Below are 23,790 nucleotides of genomic sequence, written 5' to 3' on the forward strand. Positions count from 1 at the left end.
CCCGCCCACGCCGATACAAACTCGCTACAAATCAAGGACTTTGCGTACCTTTCGTTAAACTGCCTTTACATATCTTTACCTCGCCCACATCGTTGCTTCATGATTGCGGCGCACACTGGCCTCGTTGTCTCCCAAATCAACCAAACGAGGACCGAACATGAGTATCTTCAACCGCCAGACCACCGCCGCCTTCCTGCTGGGCGCAGCCATCTTTGCCGGCGCCGGCGCCTTCGCCGTCGAGCGCCACATGGACGGCGCCCATGCAGGGCATATGCTCAAGCACCTGTACGTGGAAGTGGACGCCACCGACGCGCAAAAGGCCAAGATCGAACCGCTGGTGAAAGCCGCCATGGACGATATCAAGCCGCTGCATGAGCAGCTGGGGCAACTCCACAAACAGCTGGCGCAGCAGATGGGCGCGCCAACCATCGACCGCGCCGCGCTGGAAACCACCCGCGCCCAAGGCATCGCGCTGGCCGACCAGGCTTCCAAACGGCTGGTGCAACTGATGGCCGACGTAGGGGATACCCTTACGCCAGCCCAGCGTCAGAAGCTGGCCGATCACCTGTCGAAGATGCATGGACGCGGCATGCACGGCGGTCCGGGCGCCTTGTGAAGCGGGCAGCCTGACCGTAGAATGGGCCGCATGAATACTGCAGCCGACCGCACCAACGACCGCATTCTGTTGGTCGAAGACGATCCGCGCCTGGCCGAGATGCTCGTAGAGTATCTCGGCCAGGCGTCGTTCCACGTGACCCACGCGCCCAACGGCCGCGAGGCGCTGACGCACATCGCCACCGGCCAGATCGACGCCGTGGTGCTCGACCTGATGCTGCCCGATATGGACGGCCTCGATGTCTGCCGCCAGTTGCGCGCCGTGTCCGACATTCCGGTGCTGATGCTGACCGCGCGCGGCGATGCCATCGACCGCATCATCGGCCTGGAAATCGGCGCCGACGACTATCTGCCCAAACCGTTCGAACCACGCGAGCTGCTGGCGCGGCTGCGCGCCATCCTGCGCCGCCGCGTCGAGCATCGCCCGCAGCCGGAGAACGCCCAGCACGGCGCCATGCATCACCACGCCGACTTCCTGCGCTTCGGCCGCCTGGAGATCGATACGGCGGCCCACGCCGCCCGGCTCGACGGCACGCCCTGCGAACTGACCGCCTACCAGTTCGACCTGCTGCTGGTGCTGGCGCGCCACGCCGGCCGCGTACTGTCGCGCGACAGCCTGATGGAGCTGCTGAAGGGTGAACCGCTGGAAGCCTTCGACCGTTCGATCGACGTCCACATGTCGCGCATCCGCGCCGCCGTCGAAGACGATCCGAAAAAACCGCGCCGCATCATCACCGTGCGCGGCGCCGGCTACCTGTTCGCCAAGGTGCAGGATTGAAGGCCCGTCCACGCTGGCTGGCAAGGCTGGACTTTGGCCTGCCGCGCCTTTACTTCAGCTTTTACGTGGCGCTGCTGCTGAGCCTTGCGCTGTTCGCGATGGCCGTGCTGATGCTGTGGCACCGAACCGGCGGCCCGCTGGAACGCTCGAACGCCACGCTGGCGGTGGTCATGCAGAACATGCTGGCGCCGGCCGACGCGCCGCCTGCGGAGCAGCAGGCCGCGCTGGAACGCGTGGTCGGCAGGCTGGATGCGCACATGACCTTGTACAGCCGCGACTGGACGCCGCTGGCGGTGGTCGGCGAGCAGATCCCGGCGCGTCACTGGCGTCATCAGGACGTAGCCGGTCCGCCGCCCGAATCGTATGTGCGGCTGCCGGACGGCCGGCGCCTGCTGTCGAGCGAACCGCTGGGCTTCACCCGGCCCAAGGCCATGCTGCACAACGCCCTGCTGCTGCTTGCGCTGGGCATCGGCATGGCTGCCTTCCCGCTGGTGCGGCGCCTGACCAAGCGGCTGGAGCGGCTGCAGACAGGCGTGGAATCGCTGGGCGCCGGCGACTTGAAGGCGCGCGTGCAGATCGAGGGCAAGGACGAGGTGGCGCGGCTGGCGCGCAGCTTCAACCGCGCCGCCGACCAGATCGAGGAACTGGTCGGCGCGCACAAGACGCTGCTGGCCAACGCCTCGCACGAATTGCGCACGCCGCTGGCGCGCATCCGCCTGGCGCTGGAGCTGATCAAGGACGGCATCGATCCGAAGCGCCGCGCCGGGTTGGAACAGGACATCGCCGAACTGAATGACCTGCTCGACGAGATCCTGCTGGCCAGCCGGCTGGACGCGGTGGCCGACGACACCGAGCTGGAAGAAGTGGACCTGCTGGCGCTGGCCGCGGAGGAATGCGCGCGCTACGACGGTGCCGTGCTGGAAGGCGAATCGGCCGTCGTCAACGGCGATCCGCGCCTGCTGCGCCGGCTGCTGCGCAACCTGCTGGAAAACGCGCACCGCCACGGCATACCGCCGGCGCAGGTACGCATCGCCAGCAAGGACGGCATGGCGAAACTGACCGTATGGGATCTGGGCCACGGCATACCGGAGACGGAATACGAGCGGGTGTTCGAGCCGTTCTACCGCCGGCGTTCGACGCGCGACAACAGCGGCGCGGGACTGGGCCTGGCGCTGGTGCGCCAGATCGCCCGCCGCCACGGCGGCGAAGCGCGCTGCGCCATGATGAACGATGGCCGCAGCAGCTTCGAGATTACGCTGCCGTTATTGCAGGCCCCAGCTCCAGCGCCAAAATGACGTCGTCGTAATCGGTGTCGCCGACGCGGAAGGTGCGCTGGCCGATTTGCGCAAAGCCGCAGCGCCGGTAAAACGCCAGCGCATCGACATTCCCCGCATAGACGCCCAGCAGCACGCGGCCCGCGCCGCGTGCGCGCGCATGGTCCAGCGCCGCATCCATCAGCCGCTTGCCGACGCGCTGTCCGTGAAAGCGGTGCAGCAGGTAGATGCGCTTGATCTCAAGGTCATCCGCGCGCGGTTCGGCCACCGGCAGCTTGGCCGGCGCCAGCACCAGGTAGCCTATCGGCGCCCTGCCCGGCGTGGCTTCCGCCAGCCAGATGCGCATGCCGGCGTCGGCCAGCCAGTCGGCGCGTGCTGGCGCTCGCAGTGGGCGATGATGTCGCCGCCATCGAGGATGCCGGCGAACGCTTCGAGGAAGCTGGCCTTGCCCACCGCGGACAAGGCATCCTCGTCCCCGCGCGCGGCGGCGCGGATGCCGATTTCGCCGTTCATCAAGGCGATTCGCACAGGCAGTGCGTGATCGCGGTGAACGGCTTGTGCGCCACCGTGATATCCGACAGCCAGCCAAGGTCGTTGACGATGCCGCTCGCCACGCTAGGCGGCAGGCCGGTGCTGGCGACTGCGCCGAGACGCAGTTGGGCGCCGATCTGCGCGCCTATGCCCTGCGCCACAGCCTGCGCCGTCGATCCGCCTATCATCTCGATGAAGCGGTCGAACTTGCTGGTCTCGCGTTCGATGTAGACCACGCGGTAGTCGTCGCCCAGATTGGCGCGCTTGGCGGCCGACTTGAGCGCGTCGCGATAGCCGCCCAGCGTGTCGACCAGGCCGCGATCCTTCGCTTGCGCCCCGGTCCACACGCGGCCCTGCGCCACCGCGTCGATTTTTTCCGGCGTGGTCTTGCGGGCCTTGGCCGCGCGCGTCGTGAACTCGGCGTAGACGTGGTTGATGCTGCCCTGGATCACCTGGCCGAAGCGCGGGTCCAGCGGGCGCAGCGGATTGGTGGCGTCGCCCAGCCATGTGGTCGGCTGGCCGGCGGTGTGGATGCCCAGCTTGTCGATCACCTTGTCGGCGGTCGGCAGGATGGCGAACACGCCGATCGAACCGGTGATGGTGTTCGGGTCGGCGATCACTTCGTCGGACGACATGGAGATCCAATAGCCGCCGGAAGCGGCCACATTGCCCATCGAGACCACCACCGGCTTGCCGGCGGAGCGCGTCAGTTCCAGTTCGCGACGGATCAGCTCCGAGGCGAAGGCGCTGCCGCCGGGCGAATCGACGCGCAGCACGATGGCCTTGATGCGGTCGTCCTCGCGCGCGGCGCGTATCAGCTTGGAGGTCGAGTCGCCGCCGATGGAGCCCGGACCGGCGGTGCCGTCGCTGATCTCGCCCTGCGCCACCACCACGCCGATGGCGTCGCCGGTCAGCTTCGGATGAACGCGGGCCAGGTAGTCGTCGAAATTAATCTGGCGGAAGGTCTTGCCGTCGGTGTCGCGGGCGCCGCGCGTAATCATCATCTGGCGGATTTCATCCTTGGTCTTCAGGCCGTCGACCTGCCTGGCCGACAGCGCCACCTTGGCCAGGTCGCCATTGGCCTCGGCCACCTTGGCCGGCAGGTCGTTGATGGTCTTCATGATCTGACCTTCCGGCAGCTTGCGCGCCTTCTCGACGTCGCCGGTGTAGGACGTCCACAGCGCGTTGTTCAGATACGATTCCGCCTCGGTGGCGGCCTGCGACGGGCCGTTGGCGATGTACGGTTCGCCGAAGCTCTTGTAGGTGCCCACGCGCAGCAGGTTGACCGTCACGCCCAGCTTGTCGAGCGCGTCGCGGTAATAATTGCGGTAGCGGCCGAAGCCTTCCAGCAGCACCATGCCCATCGGATGCAGATAGACCTCGCTGGCGTGCGCGGCCAGCAGGTACTGGCGCTGGTCGTAGCTGGAACCCCAGGCCACCACCGGCTTGCCGGCGGCCTTGAAGCGGTCGATGCCGGCCGCCACTTCGCGCAGCATGGCCTGGCCGCCGCCCTCCATCTCGTCGGTCAGCAGCACGGCGCCGCTGATGTCGGGATCCTTGGCGGCCGTTTCCAGCACGGCCAGCACGTCGCGCAGCTGCATCATCTTGTGGGTCTCGCCGCCGCGCACGCTGTTGACCAGCGCGTCGCGCGCGTTGGCGCTCGACTGCTCGACCAGCTGGCCTTTCAGGTCCAGCACCAGCGTGGTCTTGGACGACAGCGGCTTGGCGCCGCCGCCGAAGATCGCGTAAGCCAGCACGATCAACAGCGCCAGGAACAGCAGGTTCAGTATCGTGCGGCGGCCGGTGTCCAGCGCCCGCCAAAAGAAAACAAAACCGCTGCGGATATAGGAAAACGGGGATCTGCTCATCAATACTCCAGGTGATTGCGTAATTTGCAAGAATAATAGCGCATGACGCGCTTGCTGTGCTTAGCGTGCTTGGCTTGGTCGGGAAATCAGCAGCAGGCCGGCAAACACCAGCAAGCCATTCATGATAAGCAGCTCCAGGCCCAGCCGGTAGCTGCCAAAAAGCAATTTCTGATTGATATCAATGACATAGCACAAGCAAGGGCCAGCCAGCGCCACCAGCGGCACCCAGCGGTCGCGCAGCGCGCGGCGGGTCAGGATGCCGAAAGCGAACAGGCCAAGCAATGGCCCATAGGTATAGCCGGTCAGCTTCAATACAAGGCCTATCATGCTGGCGTTGTCCACCCATTTGAACAGCAGCACCAGCAGCAGGAACAGCAGGCAGAAGCCCAGGTGCACGCGATGGCGCAGGCGCACCTGGGCCTCGGCCGCCAGATCGGCGCGGCGCTGCATGCCGAGGATGTCGATGCAGAAGGTGGACGTCAGCGCGGTCATGGCGCCGTCCGCGCTCGGGAACAGCGCCGACACCAGGCCGATGAAGAACACGAGTTGCACGGCGGCCGGCATATGGCCCATGACGACGGCCGGGAACAGCTTGTCGCCGGTGGCGGCCAGGCCGACGGTGGGCGCGTACAGGGTCAGCAGACCGCCGAGGAACATGAACAGTACCAGCACCGCCGTCAGCACGACGGTCAGCAGCAGCATGTTCTTTTGCGAATCGCGCAGCGTCCGCACCGAGATATTTTTCTGCATGATTTCCTGGTCCATGCCGGTCATCGCCAGCACGATGAAGAAGCCGGCCAGCACCTGCTTCCAGAAATAGGCGGGACTGTCGACCGAACTGGTGACGACCCGGGCCAGTCCCTGCGCCTGCATTTGCGCCAGGCTGGCGGGCAGGCTCAGGTCCAGCTGCGACAGCAGCCAGCCGGCGCAGATCACCAGGCCCAGCAGCATGCCGGCGGTTTGCAGCGTATCGGTCCAGACGATGGTCTTGACGCCGCCTTCGTAGGTGTACAGCAGGATCATGGCCAGGATCGCCAGCGTGGTCAGCCAGAACGGCACGCCGAAGCTGTCGAGGATGGTGGCCTGCAGGATGTTGACGACCAGGTACAGCCGCGCCGACGCGCTCAGCGTGCGCGACAGGATGAAGAAGGCGGCGCCGCTCTGGTACGAGCGGCGGCCCAGCCGGATGTCGAGATAGTGGTAGATCGAGGTGAGCTTGAGGCGGTAGTACAGCGGCAGCAGGATGGCGGCGACGGCGATGTAGCCAAGCACGTAGCCGAGGATCACCTGCAGGTAGCCGAAACCGTCGCGGCCGACGGCGCCGGGCACGCTGATGAAGGTGACGCCGCTCAGCGTGGTGCCGACCATGCCGAACGCCACCAGCATCCAGTTGCTGCTCTTGTTACCGATGAAGAAGCTGTCGTTGGTGGCGTTGCGGGAAGTGCGCCAGGCCACGGCCAGCAGCAAGGCGAAATAAGCGACGACGAGGCAGAACAGGGAAACAGCAGACATGAAGGGTATTCCGGCGGCGAGTGATTCAATTCGCCGCCAATATACACTGCTCAGTGCGCCACGGCATGAATCGACTTTTCGCCGCCGGCGCTGGCCGGACGCGGGCTCAAACGGTCGAGGCGGCCGCTCAGCGCGGTCAGGCCCAGCGCGCCCAGCACCACCAGGCCGCCGATCCAACCGGTGTGCAGCAGGCCCAGGCGTTCGACGATCAGGCCGCCGCCCCAGGCGCCGCCGGCGATGCCGAGGTTGAAGGCGGCGATGTTCAGGCCCGAGGCCACATCGACGGCGCGCGGCGTGTAGTGCTCGGCCTGCTGCACCACATACACTTGCAGGCCGGCCACGTTGCCGAAGGCCACGGCGCCCCATGCCAACACGGTCGCCACCATCAGCCACTTGTACGGCGCGGCGAAGGTCACCACCAGCAGCACCGCGGCCAGGCCGAGGAAGATGATTTTCAGCGCCCCGATCGGACCGCGCCGGTCCGCCAGCTTGCCGCCCCAGATATTACCGACCGCGACGGACACGCCGTACACCAGCATCACCAGGCCGACCGTGTTGGCGCTGAAGCCGGAAATGTCGGTCAGGATGGGCGCCAGGAAAGTGAAGGCGGTGAAGGAACCGCCGTAGCCCAGCGCCGTGATCGCATACACCAGCAACAGGCGCGGCTCGCCCAGCACCTTGACCTGCTGCAGCAGCGAGGCCGGCTTGTTGTGCTTGATCGACGACGGCACGAACAGCAGGCTGCCGACGAAGGCCAGCACGCCCAACGCGGACACGGCCAGGAACGTCTCGCGCCAGCCGAAGTGCTGGCCGATGAAGGTACCCAGCGGCACGCCGGTCACCAGCGCCACGGTCAGGCCGGTGAACATGATGGCGATCGCGCTGGCCGCCTTTTCCTTCGGCACCAGCGAGGTGGCGATGGTCGAGCCGATCGAGAAGAACACGCCGTGCGCCAGCCCGGTCAGGATGCGGGCGATCACCAGCGATTCATAGCTGGGCGCTTTCCAGGCCAGCAGGTTGCCGAGGGTGAACAGCACCATCAGCGACACCAGCAACGCCTTGCGCGGCACCTTGCCGGTCAGCGCGGTCAGCACCGGCGCGCCAATGGCCACGCCCAGTGCGTACAGGCTGACCAGCAGGCCGGCCGACGGCAGGTTCACGCCCAGATCGGCGGCGATGGTCGGCAGCAGGCCGACGATGACAAACTCGGTGGTCCCGATGGCAAACGCGCTGATGGTCAGCGCCAGCAAGGCAATAGGCATGACTTAACTCCTGAAAAGTTGATGTCATGCAGTATCGGGACTTTCTTTACTGAGAAAAAGACACGAAAATCGCAAACATATTTGCTGCCAGATCAACAAACTTGAGGTGATTACAGACCGCCGAGGCTGACGTACTTCAGGCTTAGGTATTCGTCGATGCCGTGGCTCGATCCTTCGCGGCCTATGCCGCTGTCCTTGACGCCGCCAAACGGCGCCACCTCGGTCGTTACCAGGCCTTCGTTGACGCCGACCATGCCGCTGTCCAGCGCGCGGGCGACGCGGAAGGCGCGGGCCAGGTCGCGGCTGTAGAAATAGGCGGCAAGGCCGAACGGTTCCGCATTGGCAGCGTCGATGACCTGCTGTTCGTCATGGAAGCGGAACAAGGCGGCGACGGGGCCGAAGGTTTCCTCGTGCGCAATCAACATGCCGGCCGTGGCATCGGCGATGACGGTCGGTTCGAAGAAGGTGCCGCCCAATGCATGGCGCCGGCCGCCGGCCAGGATCCGCCCGCCCTTGGCCTGTGCGTCGGCGACGTGCGCCTCGACTTTTTCCACGACGGCCGCGTTGATCAACGGCCCCTGCTGGACGCCGGCAACGAAACCGTTGCCCACCTTCAGCGCCGCCACGCGCTCGCTCAGCCTCCGCGCAAATTCGTCGTAGATGCCGTCCTGCACGTAGATGCGGTTGGCGCAGATGCAGGTCTGCCCGCTGTTGCGGAATTTGGCGGCGACGGCGCCTTCGACCGCCTGCTCAATGTCGGCGTCGTCAAACACGATGAACGGTGCGTTGCCGCCCAATTCCAGCGACAGTTTTTTCATCGTCGCCGCCGACTGTGCGTACAGCAGCTTGCCGACGCGGGTCGAGCCGGTGAAGGTGAGCTTGCGCACCCTGGCGTCCGCCACCAGCGCGCCGCCGATCGCCGCAGCGTCGCCCGTCACCACGTTGACGACGCCGGCAGGCAAGCCGGCCTTTTCGGCCAGCACGCCCCACACCAGGCCGCAATACGGCGTGAACTCCGACGGCTTGGCGACCACGGTGCAGCCTGCCGCCAGCACCGGAGCGATCTTGCGCGCCAACATGGAGAACGGGAAATTCCAGGGCGAGATGGCGCCGACGACGCCGACCGGCTCGCACGTCACCAGGATTTGCCGGCCCTTCCATGGCGACGGGATGATTTCACCATTGATGCGGCGGGCTTCCTCGGCAAACCACTGGATGTAGTCGGCACCGAGCTTCATCTCGGCGCGCGCCTCCGCCAGCGGCTTGCCCTGTTCAAGGGTCAGCAGGCCAGCCAGGTCATCCAGGTTCTCGCGGACGATGGCGGCGATCTTCAGCAGGAAACCGGCCCGCTCGGTGGCGGTCGTCACCGACCAATCGGCGAACGCGGCTCGCGCGGCGTCGATGGCGCGCCGCGCTTCAGCGGCGCCCGACCAGGCTATCGATCCCAGCGACTTGCCGCTGGCCGGATCATCCACGCCATGGACGCGGCGATCGTCGGCCGCCACCCAGGCGCCGTTGATGAAGTTTGCCTCCCGCAACCAACCTGAGGACTTGATATGTTCCAGCATGGCACTGCCCTTTCCTTGTTCGTTAGCGTGACGGGCCGTCGCTCAGGCGATCCGTTGCATCAGCAGGCTTGCCGCGGCGGCCGACGATGCCGGGTTTTGGCCGGTGATCAGCAGACCGTCGCGAACCACGTACGAACCCCAGTCCTCGCCCTTGGAATACACGCCGCCCTTGGCCTTGAGTTCGTCTTCGACCAGGAACGGCACCACGTTCGTCAGGCCGACGGCTTCCTCCTCGGTGTTGGTAAAGCCGGTCACCTTCTTGCCTTCGACCAGCGGACGGCCGGCCGGCGTCTTGACGTGGCGCAGCACGCCAGGCGCATGGCACACCAGCGCGACGGGCTTGTCGGCGGCGATGAAGGATTCGATCAGCGCGATCGAGTTCTTGTCTTCGGCCAGGTCCCACAGCGGGCCGTGGCCGCCCGGGTAGAACATGGTGTCGAAATCGGCCTGCGTCACGCTGTCCAGGCGCACGGTGGCGGCAAGCTGCGCGGTCGCCGCCGCATCCGCTTCGAAGCGGCGCGTCAGGTCGGTCTGGAACGACGGCTCGTTGCTCTTCGGGTCCAGCGGAGGCTGTCCGCCCAGCGGCGAGGCCAGCACCACCTGCAAGCCGGCATCCTTGAAAGCGTAATATGGCGCGGCCAGCTCTTCGAGCCAGAAGCCGGTCTTGCGGCCAGTGTTGCCCAGTTCGCTGTGCGAAGTCAGAACCATCAGTACTTTTTTCATGTTGTTTCTCCTTGAATGATTAAAAATAAGTATTACTAGTAGACCAGTCGTCTAGATGACTGGCAAAAAAAAGCATCTCTACAGAAATGCCATGATCCCCCTCCTTAATCAGGGGGAAGATGAAGAATCCTGCGGGTGGTCGACAAGGCCGTCTCGAATGGTTCCATAGTGCGCCCTATCTTCACCATCACGCTGGCGCCCAACCACAGCTGATACAGGCTGTGCGCCGTGCTGTCCGCGTCATCGTCGATGGACAGCGATCCCTCGGCCACCCCGGCCTCGATCGCCCGCGCCAGACGGGTGACGATGCCCGAAGTCCCCCGCTTGAGCGCCAGCCGCATTGCCTCCGACAAGTCCGCCACTTCGGCCGCCAGTTTCACGGCCAGGCATTTGCCCTGGCAATCGAAAAACGATTGCGCCTGTTGCCACGCCTGCCAGTAGTTCATCAGCCGTTGCGCCATCGTCAGGCCGGGTTGCGCCAGCGTGGCGTCGATCTCTGCCAGGTAATTATCGAAGTAGCTATCCAGCAGCGCCTCGCCAAACGCATCCTTCGACCCGAAATAATGGTAGAAGGAACCCTTGGGCACTCCGGCACCCGTCAATATCTCGTTCAGGCCGACGGCCGAGAATCCCTTGCCAGCCATGATGCGCTGGCCGGTGGCAATGATGTTCTCCCGGACATCTACGGGTTGGGATGTAGTCGCTGTACTCATGGACTGTAATATATCAACGATTAGACCAGTCGTCTAGAGAATTTTGTAAATCTTTTCGATGTGGCGAAAGGTAAGATAGCTGCATCAGTAATCCGATTGTGTGCGCTCCTATCCCATGAATTCCGAAAAACTTGCCCTGCTGCTGACCCGCGAAATGCCTTACAGGAAATACAAGGGCCGCCTCATCGCCGACCTGCCCGGCCACTACCTGGGCTGGTTTGCGCGCGAGAGTTTTCCCTCCGGCGAGCTGGGCGGCCTGATCGCGCTGATGTACGAGCTCGATCACAACAACCTGCGCGCCCTGCTCGATCCCCTGCGCGCAAGCCGCTAGCCTTCAATCCGGCACGACCTCGAACAGCAGCAACTGCGTCACTTCCGCCTGGTTGAAGTTGTCGTCGGAGACCAGCACCAGCGTATCGTGTCCATTGGCCAGCCTGGCGCCCCAGGCCATGCCTTCGATATTGTCGATGCGCGGCAATGGCAGCGTATCGAAGTCCAGCACCAGGCGCTTGCGGGCCGGCACATAGCTGGCGCCCTGCAAGGCCGGCAGCTGCGACACATCCGTGGCGCCGGCCACGTCCATCTCATACAGCCGGATGTGGAAACTGAAGTTCCCGCCGGCGTCCTGCGCGCCCGAGCGTTCGATGGCGTACAGGTGCCGGGCATCGACCGCCAGGATCTCCGACACGCCGTTGTCGGCCAGCTTTCCCGGCGCCGGCGGCTGCGGAATGGCATCGACCGGATAGGCGTACTGCGCCAGCAAGCCGCCGTCGCGGCCAAAGCGGCTGATGCGCGCAAAGGCGCCCGCCGCGATCGTGGGCAGCGGACCGTCCTGGTACAGCGGCGCCTCCATGCCCAGCCACAGCGAGCGGCCATCCGGCGCAAAGCTGATCCCTTCGAACGCCAGGTTGTTGCGCACCCCGTATTCGCGCTCCGGCCAGACACGGAACATGGCCGGCATCGGCAGCGTGCCGAGATAGCGGCCGTCGACGGCGGCGTGCCGCACGAAGGGATGGAAGCCCAGCTTGCGGTCGCCTTCGCTGGCATACCAGACGCTGTCGTCCAGTGGATCGTAGCGTATGGTCTCGATGTCGGGCACCTCGCCGCCCGCCGCAAGCGTCGTCGCGCCGGGATACAGGCTGGCGTCCGGTTGTCGGAAAAAGTGCACGCCGGTCAGCGTGACTGAGCGGAAGGCGCTTTCGTCATAGTCGAGCAGGGCCGTGTAAAAGCGCGCCGGATTGATCTCCGAGCGGTCGTCGCTTTCCATGATCCACTGGCCGCTGCGCGGACTGTAGTCGATGCCGGACAGGCCCCCGACGATGGTGCCTTCGAACGGCTGGCGCCAGGCCAGGCGCTGTTCGCCGATGAAGCGCAGGCTGGCGCCGGACGCATGCCGCGACGGCGCCGAGGCGCCCATCGGCACGCTGGCGCAGGCGCTGAGCGCGGCCGCCAGCGCGAGGACCCGGGCGGCGGCCAGCGCCCACCCTGCCCTCACGGCAAGGTCGCGATCGCGCCGCGCACCAGTGCCAGCAAGGCGTCGTTGCGCACCGCCGTCATCGCCAGCACGTTCGGCGGATGGGCGGCGCCGACCTGCTCGCCGAACCAGGCCAGCGCGTGGCCCGCCGTCGGCCCCGGACGCCAGTCGACTTCGACGCGGCAAGGCTCGCCGGTGAACAGCGTCTCGTCGAGCAGGTGAGCGACCGGACAGGCGTCGTGCAGCAGCGGGTCCAGTTCCGCATAGGCCTGCAGCATGCCGGCGGCGGCGCGGCCGCAGGCGCTGCCCAGTTGATGGAAGGAGTCTATCCATGCCGGCGTCATGATGGCCGAACTGGTGACGTCCAGCGGGAACAGCACCGTGTTGGCGCCGGCCGCCAGCACCATCCCTGCCGCTATCGGATCGGCGTAAAAATTAAACTCCGCCGCCGGCGTGATATTGCCGGGGAAACGCAGCGCGCCGCCCATGATCAGCAGCCGCCGTGCGCGCCGCAGGATGCCCGGCGACAGGCTCTCGGCCAGGGCCAGGTTGGTCAGCGGCGCCGTCGCCACCAGTTCGATGGTGTGCGGCGGATGTTCAAGCAGCAGCTCGATCAGGCGGTTGGCAGCATGCCCGTCCTGCACCGGCGAGGCGGCGCCGACATCGACGCCACCCAAACCGTCTTCGCCATGCACCAGATTGCACCGGGCCTCGGCATAACCCAGCGGCAGCGCGGCGCCGGCGTAGACCGGCACCTGGCGCTGTCCGGCCAGGTCCATTATTTTCCTGCCGTTGACCGCCGTCGTGGCCACCGGCCGGTTGCCGGCCACGGTGGTCACCGCCAACACCCGCAGCGACGGGCTGCCGGCCGCCAGCAGCAGGGCCAGGGCATCGTCGATACCCGGATCGCAGTCGATAATGATGTGCTTCATGTGGATACTCCTTGTTGTTGGCGAGCCAGCAGCTGCTCGATTTCCCGCCGGTCCGGCTGCGCGGCCTGCGCGCCGCGCAGTGTGCAGGCTAGCGCCGCCGCCGCGCTGGCATAGGTCAGCGCCTGCCGGCGTCCGGCGCCGTCGGCGACGGCGGCCGCGAACACCCCGGCAAAGGTGTCGCCGGCGCCGGTGCTGTCGATCACCTTCACGTCGAAAGCCGGCACCGACAGCACGCCGCCGTCGGCGCCCGCCAGCAGCGCGCCTTGCGCTCCCAGCGTGACCAGTACCTCGTTGGCATAGCGCCTTGCCAGCGCCGTCGCCAGCGCCGCCGGCGTGGCGCCCTGGACTCCGGCACGTTGCGCCAGCTGCCGCAGTTCGTCGTGGTTGACGATCAGCGTATCGATGGCATGCGGATCCAGCTGCGCGCCCTGGTCCAGCGGCGACGCATTCATGATCACCTTGCAGCCCATGCTCCTGGCACGCCGCGCCAGCGCCATGCTGGCGCCGGCATCGGTTTCCAGCTGCAGCAGCAAGGCGCCGCTGCCGCGCAACTCCTGCTCGGACACCTGATCCGCGCTGGCCAGCAGGTTGGCGCCGGGCGCCACCACGATGGTGTTCTCTCCCGCCGCATCGAGCACGATCAGGGCCATGCCGGTGCTCTGTCCCGGAATGCTTGCGACGCCGCCGATATCGACGCCGGCCCCGGCCAGGTATTGCAGGCCCGATGCGGCAAAGGCATCGTCGCCGACCGCGCCCACCATGCGCACCTCGGCGCCGAAGCGGCGCGCGGCGTGGGCCTGGTTGGCTCCCTTGCCACCGGGCGACAGCAGGGACTGGCCGCCGAGCACCGTCTCGCCGGGTTGCGGCAGGCGCTGTGCCGCAACGCTGATGTCGACATTGATCGAACCGAATACCGTGATCATCGCCCGCTCCCCGACTGATGGCGCGCCAGCAGGCGCTCGACGGTCGCGCGGTCCGGCAACGCGGTGCGGGCGCCCATCGCGGCCACGGTGCAACTGGCCGCGGCGCAGGCGAAGCCCAGCGATGCGCGCAGGCTTCTGCCTTCCAGCCAGGCCACCAGAAAGGCCGCGTTGAAGCTGTCGCCGGCGCCGGCGGTATCGACCACCGCTGCGGGAAACGCCACCTGCGCCGCTTCCTCGCCGGCCGTCACCGCCATCGCCCCGGCGGCGCCCAGGCTCACCACCACCAGCCGCGGCCCCAGCGCCAGCAAGGCGCGCATCGCATCGAACGACGGCGCGCAGCCGGCGCCCGCCTCGAAACCGGACTGGTTGAAGAACACGATGTCGGCGCGCGATACGCGTGCGCGCATGGCTGCCACGTCGGGCGCCACCGCCGACTCCAGGTCGATCGCCACCAGCGCGCCCTGCTCGCGCGCGATGGTGCTCAGTACGTCGAACTCCTCGATATCGTAGGGCATCGCGTAAGCCACCCGCGATTCGCCCAGCGCAGTTGCCAGCGCCTGCCGGTCCGGCGTCACGGTATCCATCGGCTGGTAGATGATGGACTTTTCGCCTCCCGGCGTCACGATGACGATCGCCGATGCCGACACCGCCCCCTGTTCACGCCGCAGATAGCCGGCGTCGACACCGAAATCGGCGAACGAATCGCGCAGCAGCTGGCCCGCCGCGTCGTCGCCGGTGCGGCCGAACACCGCGCTGGACATGCCCAGCCGCGCCACCGCGCAAGCGACGTTGGCGGTGGTGCCGCCGGCCAGCATGCCCAGCGGACGGCCCACCACTTTTTCGCCCAGCGGCGGCGGCTGGTTGGCGGCGATAACGATATCGGCGACGGGATCGCCGAACGACAGCAGCTGCCAGCGCCGCGCGCAGCCTTGTGAGATATCCGGCTTCATTGGGGTGCATCCTCCGTGCATGCAACGTTTGCATTGCGTATGGCCAGTGCGGCAAGGCCGGCGGACATGGCATCGAGATCGAATTCGGCTCCGTTGGTGCGCTTGAATTCAGCCAGCAGTTGCTGTGGCAAGGCCGCCGTGCCGCGCAGCGCGCCGACGATGGCGCCGGCCATGGTGGCGATCGAATCGGTGTCGTTGCCGATCGAGGCGCTCAAGGCGATGGTGCGCAGCGGGTCGCCCTGCGCATATGCCACCACACCCAGCGCCGCCGGCACCGACTCCGCCGCCAATACCGAATTGCCGACCTCCCGCTCCATACGCCGCAGGAAGGCATCGTCGCTGTGCGATTCGCGCGCGATGCGCAAGGCCATCTCCAACCGCGCCAGGTAGCTGGGGCCGGCGACCAGGCGCGCGTGCCGCCGCGCCAGCTGTTCGCCCTGCCGTCCGCCCTGCACCGCCGCCTCCAGCACCTGGCCCAGGTCATCGGTCGCCAGCGCCTGTGCCGTGGCGGCCGCCACCGAGCAGGCGGCGGAAATGGCCACGTCCGTATCGTGCGACGGCAGGCAGGTGACCAGCGCAAAGCGGCAGGCCGCATCGATGTCGCCCGGGTACAGCAGGCCCGCCGGCGCCACCCGCATCGCCGCGCCGTTGGTGGTGCCGACCGTCGTCATCTTGCGGCGTGAGCGGCCGATAACGCCCACCAGAGCGGTGTCGCTGCCTTCCTGCAAAGCCTTGACGATGCCGGCCGTGCTCGGGCCCATGAAGCCGGCCTTGGGGCTGTGCGCCACCCAGTCCAGCAGGCACGCCACCCACTGCTGGCGGTCCAATTCCCCGCCGGCGGCAAGCATCGCCCGCACCAGATAGTACATCTGGCTGGCGTCGTCGGTCACTTCAGCGCGGCGCCCCTGGTTGGCGCCGGCGAAGGTGTCCTCCGGCGGATCGTCGAAGGCCGTCACCAGCCCGCCGTACTTGGCCGCGATTTCATCGATCGTCCATTGTTCGGTGGGCGCACCGAGGGCGTCGCCCATGCCGGCCAGCGCCAGCGAGGCGTGGATGCGGTCTTGCAGTTGATCGGGATTCACCATATCGTAATTCACTTGTATCCTTCTTTCATAATGAGGTTTGCGTGCGCCGCCGGCCGGCCAGCATCAGTGCCAGGATGGTGACCAACGGCGGCAGCATGTAGATGACCTGGGTCGGCCAGTTCAGCGCGCCAAGCCGCGTGGCCAGCACGCTGGCGGCGCCGAACAGCAGCGCGGCCGCCAGCACGCCGCGCGGCTTGCGGGCGCCGAGGAACACCGCGGCCAGCGCCAGGAAGCCGCGGCCGGCTGTCATGTCGGCCTGGAACAGCGACAGATAGCCCATGCTCAGATAAATGCCGCCCATGCCGGCCAGCGCTCCGCTGAGCAGCAACGCCGCATACTGCATGCGGCGCACCGGGATGCCGGCCCCCAGCGCGGCGGCGCGGTTTTCGCCGACGGCGCGCAGCCAGGCGCCGTAGCGGGTACGCGACAGGAACAGCGACAGCAATGGCACCAGCGCGAAGGCGGCGATCAGCAGCACATGCTGGCCGTGTCCCGCCTCGCCGTTGACGAGCAACTCGGCCAGGGGCCAGCCGGCCAGGCCGGGCACGTGGACCGACGGCAGCAACGGCGTGTTGATGCCGGCCGTCGAACCCTTGTCGCCGATCAGGGAGACCAGCAGGAACACCGTCAGGCCGGCCGCCAGCAGGTTGATCGCAATGCCGCCGACGATCAGGTCCGCACCCAGCTCCAGATGGAACACCGCCAGCAACGCCGTCAGCAGCAGCGCCGCCAGCAGGCCGGCGGCACAGCCCAGCCAGGGATAGAGCCACGGCGCCAGTCCCGGGAACCAGCGCCCGGCATACAAGGCGCCGATCACGCCGAAGAAGGCGGCGATCAGCATGATGCCTTCAAGCGCCACGTTGACGCACCCGGCCAGTTCGGATACCAGGCCGCCCAGCGCCGCCAGCAGGATGGGAGTGGCCGCGCGCAGCAGCGCAATCAGCAGAAGGACCGCGCCCATGCCGGCCACGCCGCCGGCGGCGGTGATGTCGGCGCTCATCGCGCACCTCCGGTCCAGCGCGCCAGCACATCGCTGACGCGCTTCGGCAGCAGGCGCTCGGCCACCACGAACAGGATGATCAGCGCCTGGATCACCAGCACCGTCTCGCGCGAGACGTCGGTGCTGCGTTCCATGGTCTGCGCGCCGGTGCGCAGCCAGGCGTAGAACAGCGCCGCCCACGGCACGGCGCGCGGATCGTTACGCGCCAACAGCGCCACCAGCAGGCCGTCGTAGCCCAGGCCCGGCGACAGGTCGACCGGCAGCCGCTTGAGCAGGCCGTTGCTGATGTGCAGGCCGGCCAGCGCCGCGAAGGCGCCGCCAGCAGCCATCGACAGCACCACCGCGCGGCCGACCGGCAGGCCGGCCTGCAGCGCAAACGCCGGCGCCGAACCGGTGACGCGGATCTCGTAGCCCAGCGTGGTGCGTGTCAGCAGCAGCGCGGCCGCCGCCACCGCCAGCGGCACGGCGAACAGCAGCGTCGTCACGTTGGTGTGCTCCAGCAGCGGCGAGAACACGGCCGCCGCCGGCAACAGCGGCGTCACCTGATAGCCGGCATGCGGATCGCGCAGCCAGTCGGCGACGGCCAGCCGGTAGAACTGCAGCGCGATCAGGTTGAGCATCAGGCTGGTGACCATTTCGTTGGCGCCGCAGCGGACCTTCAGCAGCCCTGGCAGCAGGCCCCAGGCAAAGCCGGTCAGCACGGCGGCGCAGGCGGCGGCCGGCAGCAGCAGCCACGCCGGACCGCCCAGTTGCAGCCAATACAGGCTGGTGGCGGTGGCGGCCAGCGCGGCCAGGAACATCTGGCCGTCGGCACCCAGCGAAAACTGGCGCGCGCGGAACGGCAGCGCCACCGCCAGGCCGAGGAAGGTCAGCGTGACGGCATCCTCGATGACCGTACCGAAACGCACCATGCGGTGCAGCTGCCAGCCGTGCGCGCGGCTCCAGTCGACATCGGGCAAGGCGCCGGTCAACAGCACCAGGTAGGCGCGCAGCGGCTCGCGGCTGACCAGCGCCGTCATGGCCAGGCCGGCCAGCAGCGCGGCGACCACGGCCAGCGCCAGGCGCCAGCCGCGCGACAACTCGGGTGGCGGCAGCGGCAGCGCGGCCGGTGGCAGCGCCGTCGCGGCCTGGCTCAGGGTTTCGGCCGTCATGCCGCCACCTCGCCGCTGAACGGGGATTCGAGCAGCGCGGCGGCGCCGGACTGGCGCCGCGCGCCGGTCATGTAGGCGCCCAGTTGCGCGGCGGTGGCGCCGCCGTTGAAGTGGCCGACGATCTCGCCCTGCGACAGCACGGCGATCCGGTCCGACAGCTCCAGCACTTCATCGAGATCGGACGAAATCAGCAGCACGGCGGCGCCGCTGTCGCGCAATTCGACCAGGCAGCGGCGCAGCGCCTGCGCCGCGCCGAGGTCGACGCCGCGCGTCGGCTGGCTGGCGATCAGGAAGCGCGGCGCGGCGTCCAGCTCCCGCCCCAGTACGATCTTCTGCATATTGCCGCCGGAGAGAGCGCCGATCGCCTGGCCGGGTCCGCGCGCGGCCACGCCATAGCGCGCCATCAGGCGCTGTGCCATGGCCTGGATGGCTGCGGCGCTCAACCAGCCCATGCGCGACAGGGGCTGTCTGTGGTAGGCGCCGGCGATCGCGTTGTCGGCGATGCTCATGTCCGCGGCGACGCCGTTGTGCAGCCGGTCCTCGGGGATGGCCGCCACGCCGGCGGCACGCGCCGCGCGCACGCCGGCGCCGGTGACGACGCGGCCGTCGAGCAGCGCCTGGCCATGATCGGGCGAGCGCAGGCCGCTCAGCACATCGGCCAGCGCGCCTTGTCCATTGCCCTCGACCCCGGCGATGCCGAGTATCTCTCCGGCCGCGATCTCGAAGCTGATGCCGTTCAATTGCGCCCTGCCGTCGGGCCGGCGCAGGCCGACGCCGCGCGCGCTGAACAGCGCTGGCGTGCCGGGGCCGCGCTTGCCGGTTCGCTCCACCGTCAACGGCGCCAGCGGACGGCCGACGATCATCTCGGTCAGGCGCGCCGCATCGACGGCGCCGGCGTCGTCCTGGCCCGTCACGCGGCCGCCGCGCAGCACGGTGAAGCGGTCCGACACGTCCAGCACCTCGGTCAGCTTGTGGGTGATCAGCAGCACGGTCAGGCCCTGGGCCGTCAACGCGCGCAAGGCGGCGAACAGCGCCTCGGCTTCGCCCGGCGTCAACACGGCGGTCGGTTCGTCGAGCAGGATCAGGCTGGCGCCCCGGTACAGCGTCTTGAGTATCTCGACCCGCTGCTGCTCTCCCAGCGACAGGCCGGACACCAGCGCCTGCGGATCGACTTCCAGGCCAAAACGCCGCGACACGGCGCGCACCTGGTCGATGGCGGCCTGGCGGTCGAGCAGGCCGAAGCGCGACGGCTCGCTGCCCAGCACCACGTTCTGTGCCACGGTAAACGACGGCAGCAGTTGCAGGTGCTGCGGCACCAGACCGATGCCGGCCTCGATCGCCTCGCCGGGATCGCGCAGCTGCCGCAGCTGGCCGTCCAGCAGGATGCTGCCGGCGCTCGGCTGTTCCAGCCCGTAGAGCATCTTCATCACCGTCGACTTGCCGGCGCCGTTCTCGCCCACCAGCGCATGGATCTCGCCGCGCCGCACCTGCAGGCTGACGCCATCGCTGGCCAGCGTGCCGTTCGGGTAGCGCTTCGAGACCGCGCGCAATTCCAGGCGCGGCGGCTGAATGTCGTGCATCGTGTGCTTCATGTTCTTTGCGGTCCTCACATCGTCTTGGCGAAAGCGCCGGGCACGCGCACGCGGCCCTGCACAATGGCGTCCTGCAGCGCATCGACTTCGCGCAACAGCGCAGGCGCCGCCGCATCCATCACCTGCGAATGTCGCGCCAGCCGGATGCCGCCCTCGGCCAGGCCGAGCGATTCCGCGCGGCCGTACGGCAGCCGGCCCTCCAGCTGCAAACCGACCGCGCGCAGCAGTCCGGCGTCGACTTCCTTGAGCACCGAAGTGACGATGCCCGCGGCCCGCTGGGGATTGCTGGTGCGGTAAAGCTGGTATTGGTCCATGTCGACGCCGATCACGTAGCGCCTGGCCTCCGCCGCCGCCTCGGTCACGCCCTGGCCGGTCGCGCCGGCGGCGTGGAAGATCAGGCCCGCGCCCTGTCCGAACTGGGCTTTGGCGATCTCCTTGCCCGCGGCCGGATCGGAGAAGGCGTTGGCGTACTGGCTCAGTATCGCGATGCCCGGCACGGCGGCCCTGGCGCCGGCGCCAAAGCCGATGATGAAATCCTCGATCACGGGGAACTGCATGCCGCCCACCACGCCCAGCGCGCTGCCCGCCGGAGCGCCGGGCAGGCCTTGCTGCATCAGGCGCGCCGCCAGGTAGCCGGCCAGGTAGGCGCCTTCGTTCTGGCGGAACAGCATTGAATACACATTGCCGCATTGGCAGGCCGCATAGTCGACCGCCGCGTCGAAGACGATGAAACGGGTCGCCGGGAATTGCGCGGCCAGCTTCTGCACATAGGGAACCATGGTGAAGGTGCCGGCCACCACCACGTCATAGTCGCCGCTGTCGGCCAGGTCGCTGAGCGCCGCTTCCCAGCGCGTGGGATCGGTGCCGCCCTCGATCACCCGGGTCCGCACCGGCAGCGCCGCCGCCACCTGCACCATGCCGTGCGCGGCCGAGTCGAACATCGACTTGTCGCCACGGGTGCCGTTGATGAACAACGCCACCCGCAACCGTGCGCCGGCGGCCTCCGGCGCATAGGCGCGCCGCCCTGCCCAGGCCAGCGCATACAGCGCCAGCACCAGGAGGCCCAACCAGCACAACTGCCGCAGCAAAAGAAAACCGGCTTGCTTCACAACCCCTCCCAAAGGTGGTCCCTGTCTATATTATGCGACTTCCTGCGGCGCCAGCCGGGATAGCTCAGAAGTGGCTGCGCAGCGTGAAGAAAAGCGTGCGCGGACTGCCGAGGAAATAGCGGCCGGATGTCAGTGGATTGGAGGTGGTCAGCTCCGCCCCCACGCCGCCCAGATAACGCTTGTCGAACAGGTTGTCGACGTTGAAGGACAGCTCGGCATTGCGGAAGTAGCCCAGGAACTGCCCCTGCGGACGGTAGCTGAGGGACAGCCCCACCAGCGTGTAGGCCGGCATGTACTCGCGCGGATAGGTGGCAGGTCCGCCGGTGACCACGGTATTCGGCACGACGCCGTAGGTGCCGGCGGCCTCGCCCACATATTTGGCATTGACGGCGGCGCGCCACGCGGCCATCGGTTTCCATACCGCTTCCGCAAAGGCCGAGTGGCGCGGTGCGCCGAGCACCGGATCGCCGGACTTGATGCCTTCGGCCGCAGTATCGGCGACATAGTGCGCATCGTTGTAGGCGGCGTTGGCATACAGCTCGTAGGTGTCGCCGGTGGCGCGCGCGGTCAGCTCCACCCCGCGCGAGCTGATGCCGCCCTGGTTCTGGAAGGTGGTCTTGGCGTCGCGCGAGAAGATGTCGCCGTTCGGATTGCCGTTCTGGATGGAGATGCGGTCGCGATAGTCGATCGAATACGCCGTCAGCGCCAGGCCGTAGCGGTCGCGCACCCAGCGCAGGCCCAGGTCCTTGTTGATCGAGGTTTCAGGCTTGATGCCGTTCTTGGAATCGACCGCCGCCGTGCCTTCGAAAACGCTGTCGGGAATGGCGCTGAAGTTTTTCGAACCGCTGGCGAAGACTTCCCACTCGTCGGTGATGCGGTACAGCGCGGCGAGCTTGGGCAGCAGCTTGGACGATACCCGCAGCGAACGCGAACCCGCGAACTCCACCGGCGACATATAGGACTCGCTGAAGCGCTGGAAGGTCGCACCGACATCCAGTTCGACGCGGTCGCCCATCAGGCTCATTTTGTCCTGCGCATAGGCCATCGCGGTGTTGGACGTGTAGTGGCGGTCCTGTGTGACGGAATACAGCGCGCTGTCGGCATAGGCTCCGCTCACCTTGGGATCGGTGACGTCGAACCAGTTGCGCACCTTCGCGCGCGTGATGTGCTCGTACCATCCGCCAAGGCGCACGCGATGCACCTCGTCGAAGGTCATCGCCACTTCGGCCAGCGTGCCTTTGCGGTCGATCGCATTGTCGCTGCGGCGGGTGGTCGCCTCGCGCGCGCCCCACGCGCCGACCGGATTCATCGCATACTTGGCCGCCGCCGGGCAGCCCGCCGTCTTCAGCGCCGCGGCGCTGGACCCGGCCGGGATGGACACCGCCGCCACCGGCACCAGGGCGCCGCTGGCCGTGCGCTGATATTGATTCTTGTAGCACTCCTGCACCACCGCCGTCGGCGAGGCGCCCGCCGCGACAACGCTGTATTGCTGGCCATTGCTGGGCAGCTGCTCATACGGGACGTAGAACCAGCCATTGCCGTTCTGCTTGTGCAGATAGGGCTTGAGCGTGAACTTGCCGGTTTCGCCGAAGCGCTGGGTCCAGTCGACGTGGGCCAGCGTATCCTCGCTGTTGATGCCGCGCGTGCCCCGGTAGTTCTGGTCGATGGCCGGGTCGCCGGTCCAGCGGTCGGTCAGCGCGTCGGTGTTCGGATTGCCTTCGAACGTGGCCTTGTAGAACGGCGCCGCGACGGCGCGCAACGCGACCGCGTCGTAGTCATTATCGGAAAAAGAGTTGTAGCTGACGGTGGCGCGCAGGCTGGAGCCGCCGCCCAGATCCTGCAGCACGCGCAGGTCGGCGTGCTGGCGGCGGTTGCGGCCGGCCTGCTCGCCGGGCCAGGTGCGCACGTATTCGTGAGAGTAATCCAGATAGGCGCTGGTCCCCAGCGCCGACTTGCCGCTGTCGACGCGCAGGAATTCGCGCTGGTAGCCGAAGCTGCCGGCCGACAGTTCCACGTCGCCACCGCGCTCCTTGGCCGGATCGCGCGTCTTGTAGTCGATATAGCCGCCCAGCGCCTGGTTCGACGGCGTGCCCAGGTCGCCGGCGGTTTGCGAAGCGTCGACCCGCACCAGGTTGGCCGGTTCGAGCAGGCGGTTCGGCATGGTGCCGCCGTTGGACAGCGTCGATCCGTTCGGGATGCCGTCGACGGAGATGCCGATCTGCTCCTTGTTCAAGCCGCGCATGGTCAAGCGCATAGAGAAGCTGCCCGTCAAGGCGTCGCTGGAGCTGACCTGCAGGCCCGGAACGCGCGCCAGCAGCTTGAGCGGATCGAGGCCCGCAGGCTGCTGCTGTATGGTTTCCTTGTCGATGACGCTATTGGCCCGCGCCTCGCCCTTGCCCATCACGTGGCCGGTGACTTCAATCACGGTCGGCGCCTTGTCGTCCGTGCTGACCGCGGCTTCCTGTGCCGCCGCCGGAGCGCCCCACTGCAGCATGGCGGCCGATCCGGCTGCCAGCAATCCGATTCTTCTATACACGATACCCCCTGAGTAATGGACAAATACCTGTTTTTGAACTAATGCTTCCCCATGCATTGAATTGTATAGTGGTACGTACCATTCTTCAATAAAAAAATGTAACACGTTTCATAAAATCGCTGTGCCACATACACAAACAACACAGCGGTCAAAAATATGGTACGAACCAAGATATAATTCCATCATGACCGCCG

The 23,790-nt window shown here is 67.2% G+C and carries 22 protein-coding genes; 4 read left to right on the forward strand and 18 right to left on the reverse strand.

Annotated elements, in window-relative coordinates:
* The first annotated feature begins 157 nt into the window (after window positions 1-157).
* From ACSQ3S_RS23625 to ACSQ3S_RS23635, 3 genes are read left to right on the forward strand one after another with little or no spacing between them, the layout of a single operon-like run.
* Window positions 158-616, forward strand: coding sequence for a Spy/CpxP family protein refolding chaperone (locus tag ACSQ3S_RS23625; protein ID WP_176651758.1), 459 nt, complete (start codon window positions 158-160; stop codon window positions 614-616).
* A 30-nt stretch (window positions 617-646) separates the two neighbouring features.
* Entirely contained in the window at window positions 647-1,393 is a 747-nt protein-coding gene (locus ACSQ3S_RS23630) for a response regulator (protein ID WP_176651759.1), read from the forward strand.
* Window positions 1,390-2,688, forward strand: coding sequence for a sensor histidine kinase (locus ACSQ3S_RS23635; protein ID WP_436143961.1), 1,299 nt, complete (start codon window positions 1,390-1,392; stop codon window positions 2,686-2,688). The genes ACSQ3S_RS23630 and ACSQ3S_RS23635 overlap by 4 nt, the downstream gene beginning before the upstream one ends.
* On the opposite strand, the gene ACSQ3S_RS23640 is transcribed toward ACSQ3S_RS23635, so the two are convergent.
* From ACSQ3S_RS23640 to ACSQ3S_RS23675, 8 genes are all read right to left on the reverse strand, one after another.
* Complete coding sequence (locus ACSQ3S_RS23640) at window positions 2,645-3,013, reverse strand: GNAT family N-acetyltransferase (protein ID WP_436143962.1); 369 nt, start codon at window positions 3,011-3,013, stop codon at window positions 2,645-2,647. The two genes, ACSQ3S_RS23635 and ACSQ3S_RS23640, sit on opposite strands and share 44 nt — an antisense overlap.
* Window positions 2,968-3,195: a hypothetical protein gene (locus tag ACSQ3S_RS23645; RefSeq protein WP_436143963.1), complete on the reverse strand. Its 228-nt coding sequence runs from the start codon at window positions 3,193-3,195 to the stop codon at window positions 2,968-2,970. The genes ACSQ3S_RS23640 and ACSQ3S_RS23645 overlap by 46 nt, the downstream gene beginning before the upstream one ends.
* Complete coding sequence (gene sppA / locus ACSQ3S_RS23650; protein WP_436143964.1) at window positions 3,180-5,066, reverse strand: signal peptide peptidase SppA; 1,887 nt, start codon at window positions 5,064-5,066, stop codon at window positions 3,180-3,182. Before sppA ends, ACSQ3S_RS23645 begins: the two co-directional genes overlap by 16 nt.
* Window positions 5,067-5,126: 60 nt before the next feature.
* A complete protein-coding gene (locus ACSQ3S_RS23655; protein WP_436143965.1) occupies window positions 5,127-6,578 on the reverse strand; it encodes a sodium:solute symporter in 1,452 nt (483 codons plus the stop codon).
* Between the two features lie 50 nt (window positions 6,579-6,628).
* Complete coding sequence (locus tag ACSQ3S_RS23660; RefSeq protein WP_176651763.1) at window positions 6,629-7,840, reverse strand: MFS transporter; 1,212 nt, start codon at window positions 7,838-7,840, stop codon at window positions 6,629-6,631.
* Between the two features lie 110 nt (window positions 7,841-7,950).
* Window positions 7,951-9,408 (reverse strand): NAD-dependent succinate-semialdehyde dehydrogenase, encoded by a 1,458-nt coding sequence (locus ACSQ3S_RS23665; protein WP_436143966.1) that lies wholly within the window; start codon window positions 9,406-9,408, stop codon window positions 7,951-7,953.
* Between the two features lie 42 nt (window positions 9,409-9,450).
* Window positions 9,451-10,131 carry a type 1 glutamine amidotransferase domain-containing protein gene (locus ACSQ3S_RS23670; protein WP_436143967.1) on the reverse strand — a complete coding sequence of 227 codons (681 nt, stop codon included), beginning with the start codon at window positions 10,129-10,131 and terminating at the stop codon, window positions 9,451-9,453.
* 104 nt (window positions 10,132-10,235) lie between these two features.
* Entirely contained in the window at window positions 10,236-10,844 is a 609-nt protein-coding gene (locus ACSQ3S_RS23675; RefSeq protein WP_436143968.1) for a TetR/AcrR family transcriptional regulator, read from the reverse strand.
* Window positions 10,845-10,959: 115 nt separating this feature from the next.
* Here ACSQ3S_RS23675 and ACSQ3S_RS23680 point away from each other — a divergent pair, with 115 nt between their 5' ends.
* Window positions 10,960-11,175, forward strand: coding sequence for a DUF3820 family protein (locus ACSQ3S_RS23680; protein WP_436143969.1), 216 nt, complete (start codon window positions 10,960-10,962; stop codon window positions 11,173-11,175).
* A gap of 3 nt (window positions 11,176-11,178) precedes the next feature.
* Here ACSQ3S_RS23680 and ACSQ3S_RS23685 read toward each other — a convergent pair whose 3' ends face one another.
* From ACSQ3S_RS23685 to ACSQ3S_RS23730, 10 genes are all read right to left on the reverse strand, one after another.
* Window positions 11,179-12,339 (reverse strand): esterase-like activity of phytase family protein, encoded by a 1,161-nt coding sequence (locus ACSQ3S_RS23685; RefSeq protein WP_413447982.1) that lies wholly within the window; start codon window positions 12,337-12,339, stop codon window positions 11,179-11,181.
* Window positions 12,336-13,250, reverse strand: coding sequence for a nucleoside hydrolase (locus ACSQ3S_RS23690; RefSeq protein WP_436143970.1), 915 nt, complete (start codon window positions 13,248-13,250; stop codon window positions 12,336-12,338). The genes ACSQ3S_RS23685 and ACSQ3S_RS23690 overlap by 4 nt, the downstream gene beginning before the upstream one ends.
* Window positions 13,247-14,173 carry a ribokinase gene (locus ACSQ3S_RS23695; protein ID WP_436143971.1) on the reverse strand — a complete coding sequence of 309 codons (927 nt, stop codon included), beginning with the start codon at window positions 14,171-14,173 and terminating at the stop codon, window positions 13,247-13,249. The genes ACSQ3S_RS23690 and ACSQ3S_RS23695 overlap by 4 nt, the downstream gene beginning before the upstream one ends.
* A complete protein-coding gene (locus ACSQ3S_RS23700; protein WP_436143972.1) occupies window positions 14,170-15,123 on the reverse strand; it encodes a carbohydrate kinase family protein in 954 nt (317 codons plus the stop codon). The genes ACSQ3S_RS23695 and ACSQ3S_RS23700 overlap by 4 nt, the downstream gene beginning before the upstream one ends.
* Window positions 15,120-16,220 (reverse strand): ADP-ribosylglycohydrolase family protein, encoded by a 1,101-nt coding sequence (locus ACSQ3S_RS23705; protein WP_436143973.1) that lies wholly within the window; start codon window positions 16,218-16,220, stop codon window positions 15,120-15,122. Before ACSQ3S_RS23705 ends, ACSQ3S_RS23700 begins: the two co-directional genes overlap by 4 nt.
* Window positions 16,221-16,233: 13 nt before the next feature.
* Window positions 16,234-17,208 (reverse strand): ABC transporter permease, encoded by a 975-nt coding sequence (locus ACSQ3S_RS23710; RefSeq protein WP_176651771.1) that lies wholly within the window; start codon window positions 17,206-17,208, stop codon window positions 16,234-16,236.
* Complete coding sequence (locus tag ACSQ3S_RS23715; protein WP_436143974.1) at window positions 17,205-18,359, reverse strand: ABC transporter permease; 1,155 nt, start codon at window positions 18,357-18,359, stop codon at window positions 17,205-17,207. Before ACSQ3S_RS23715 ends, ACSQ3S_RS23710 begins: the two co-directional genes overlap by 4 nt.
* On the reverse strand, window positions 18,356-19,951 hold the full coding sequence (locus ACSQ3S_RS23720) for an ABC transporter ATP-binding protein (protein ID WP_413447976.1): 1,596 nt from the start codon (window positions 19,949-19,951) through the stop codon (window positions 18,356-18,358). Before ACSQ3S_RS23720 ends, ACSQ3S_RS23715 begins: the two co-directional genes overlap by 4 nt.
* Window positions 19,952-19,965: 14 nt before the next feature.
* A complete protein-coding gene (locus ACSQ3S_RS23725) occupies window positions 19,966-21,060 on the reverse strand; it encodes a BMP family lipoprotein (protein ID WP_436143975.1) in 1,095 nt (364 codons plus the stop codon).
* Between the two features lie 64 nt (window positions 21,061-21,124).
* Window positions 21,125-23,578 (reverse strand): TonB-dependent receptor, encoded by a 2,454-nt coding sequence (locus ACSQ3S_RS23730; RefSeq protein WP_436143976.1) that lies wholly within the window; start codon window positions 23,576-23,578, stop codon window positions 21,125-21,127.
* Window positions 23,579-23,790 lie beyond the last annotated feature (212 nt).

The sequence above is a fragment of the Duganella sp. LjRoot269 genome (genome assembly GCF_964254095.1).
Classification (GTDB): domain Bacteria; phylum Pseudomonadota; class Gammaproteobacteria; order Burkholderiales; family Burkholderiaceae_D; genus Rugamonas; species Rugamonas hordei.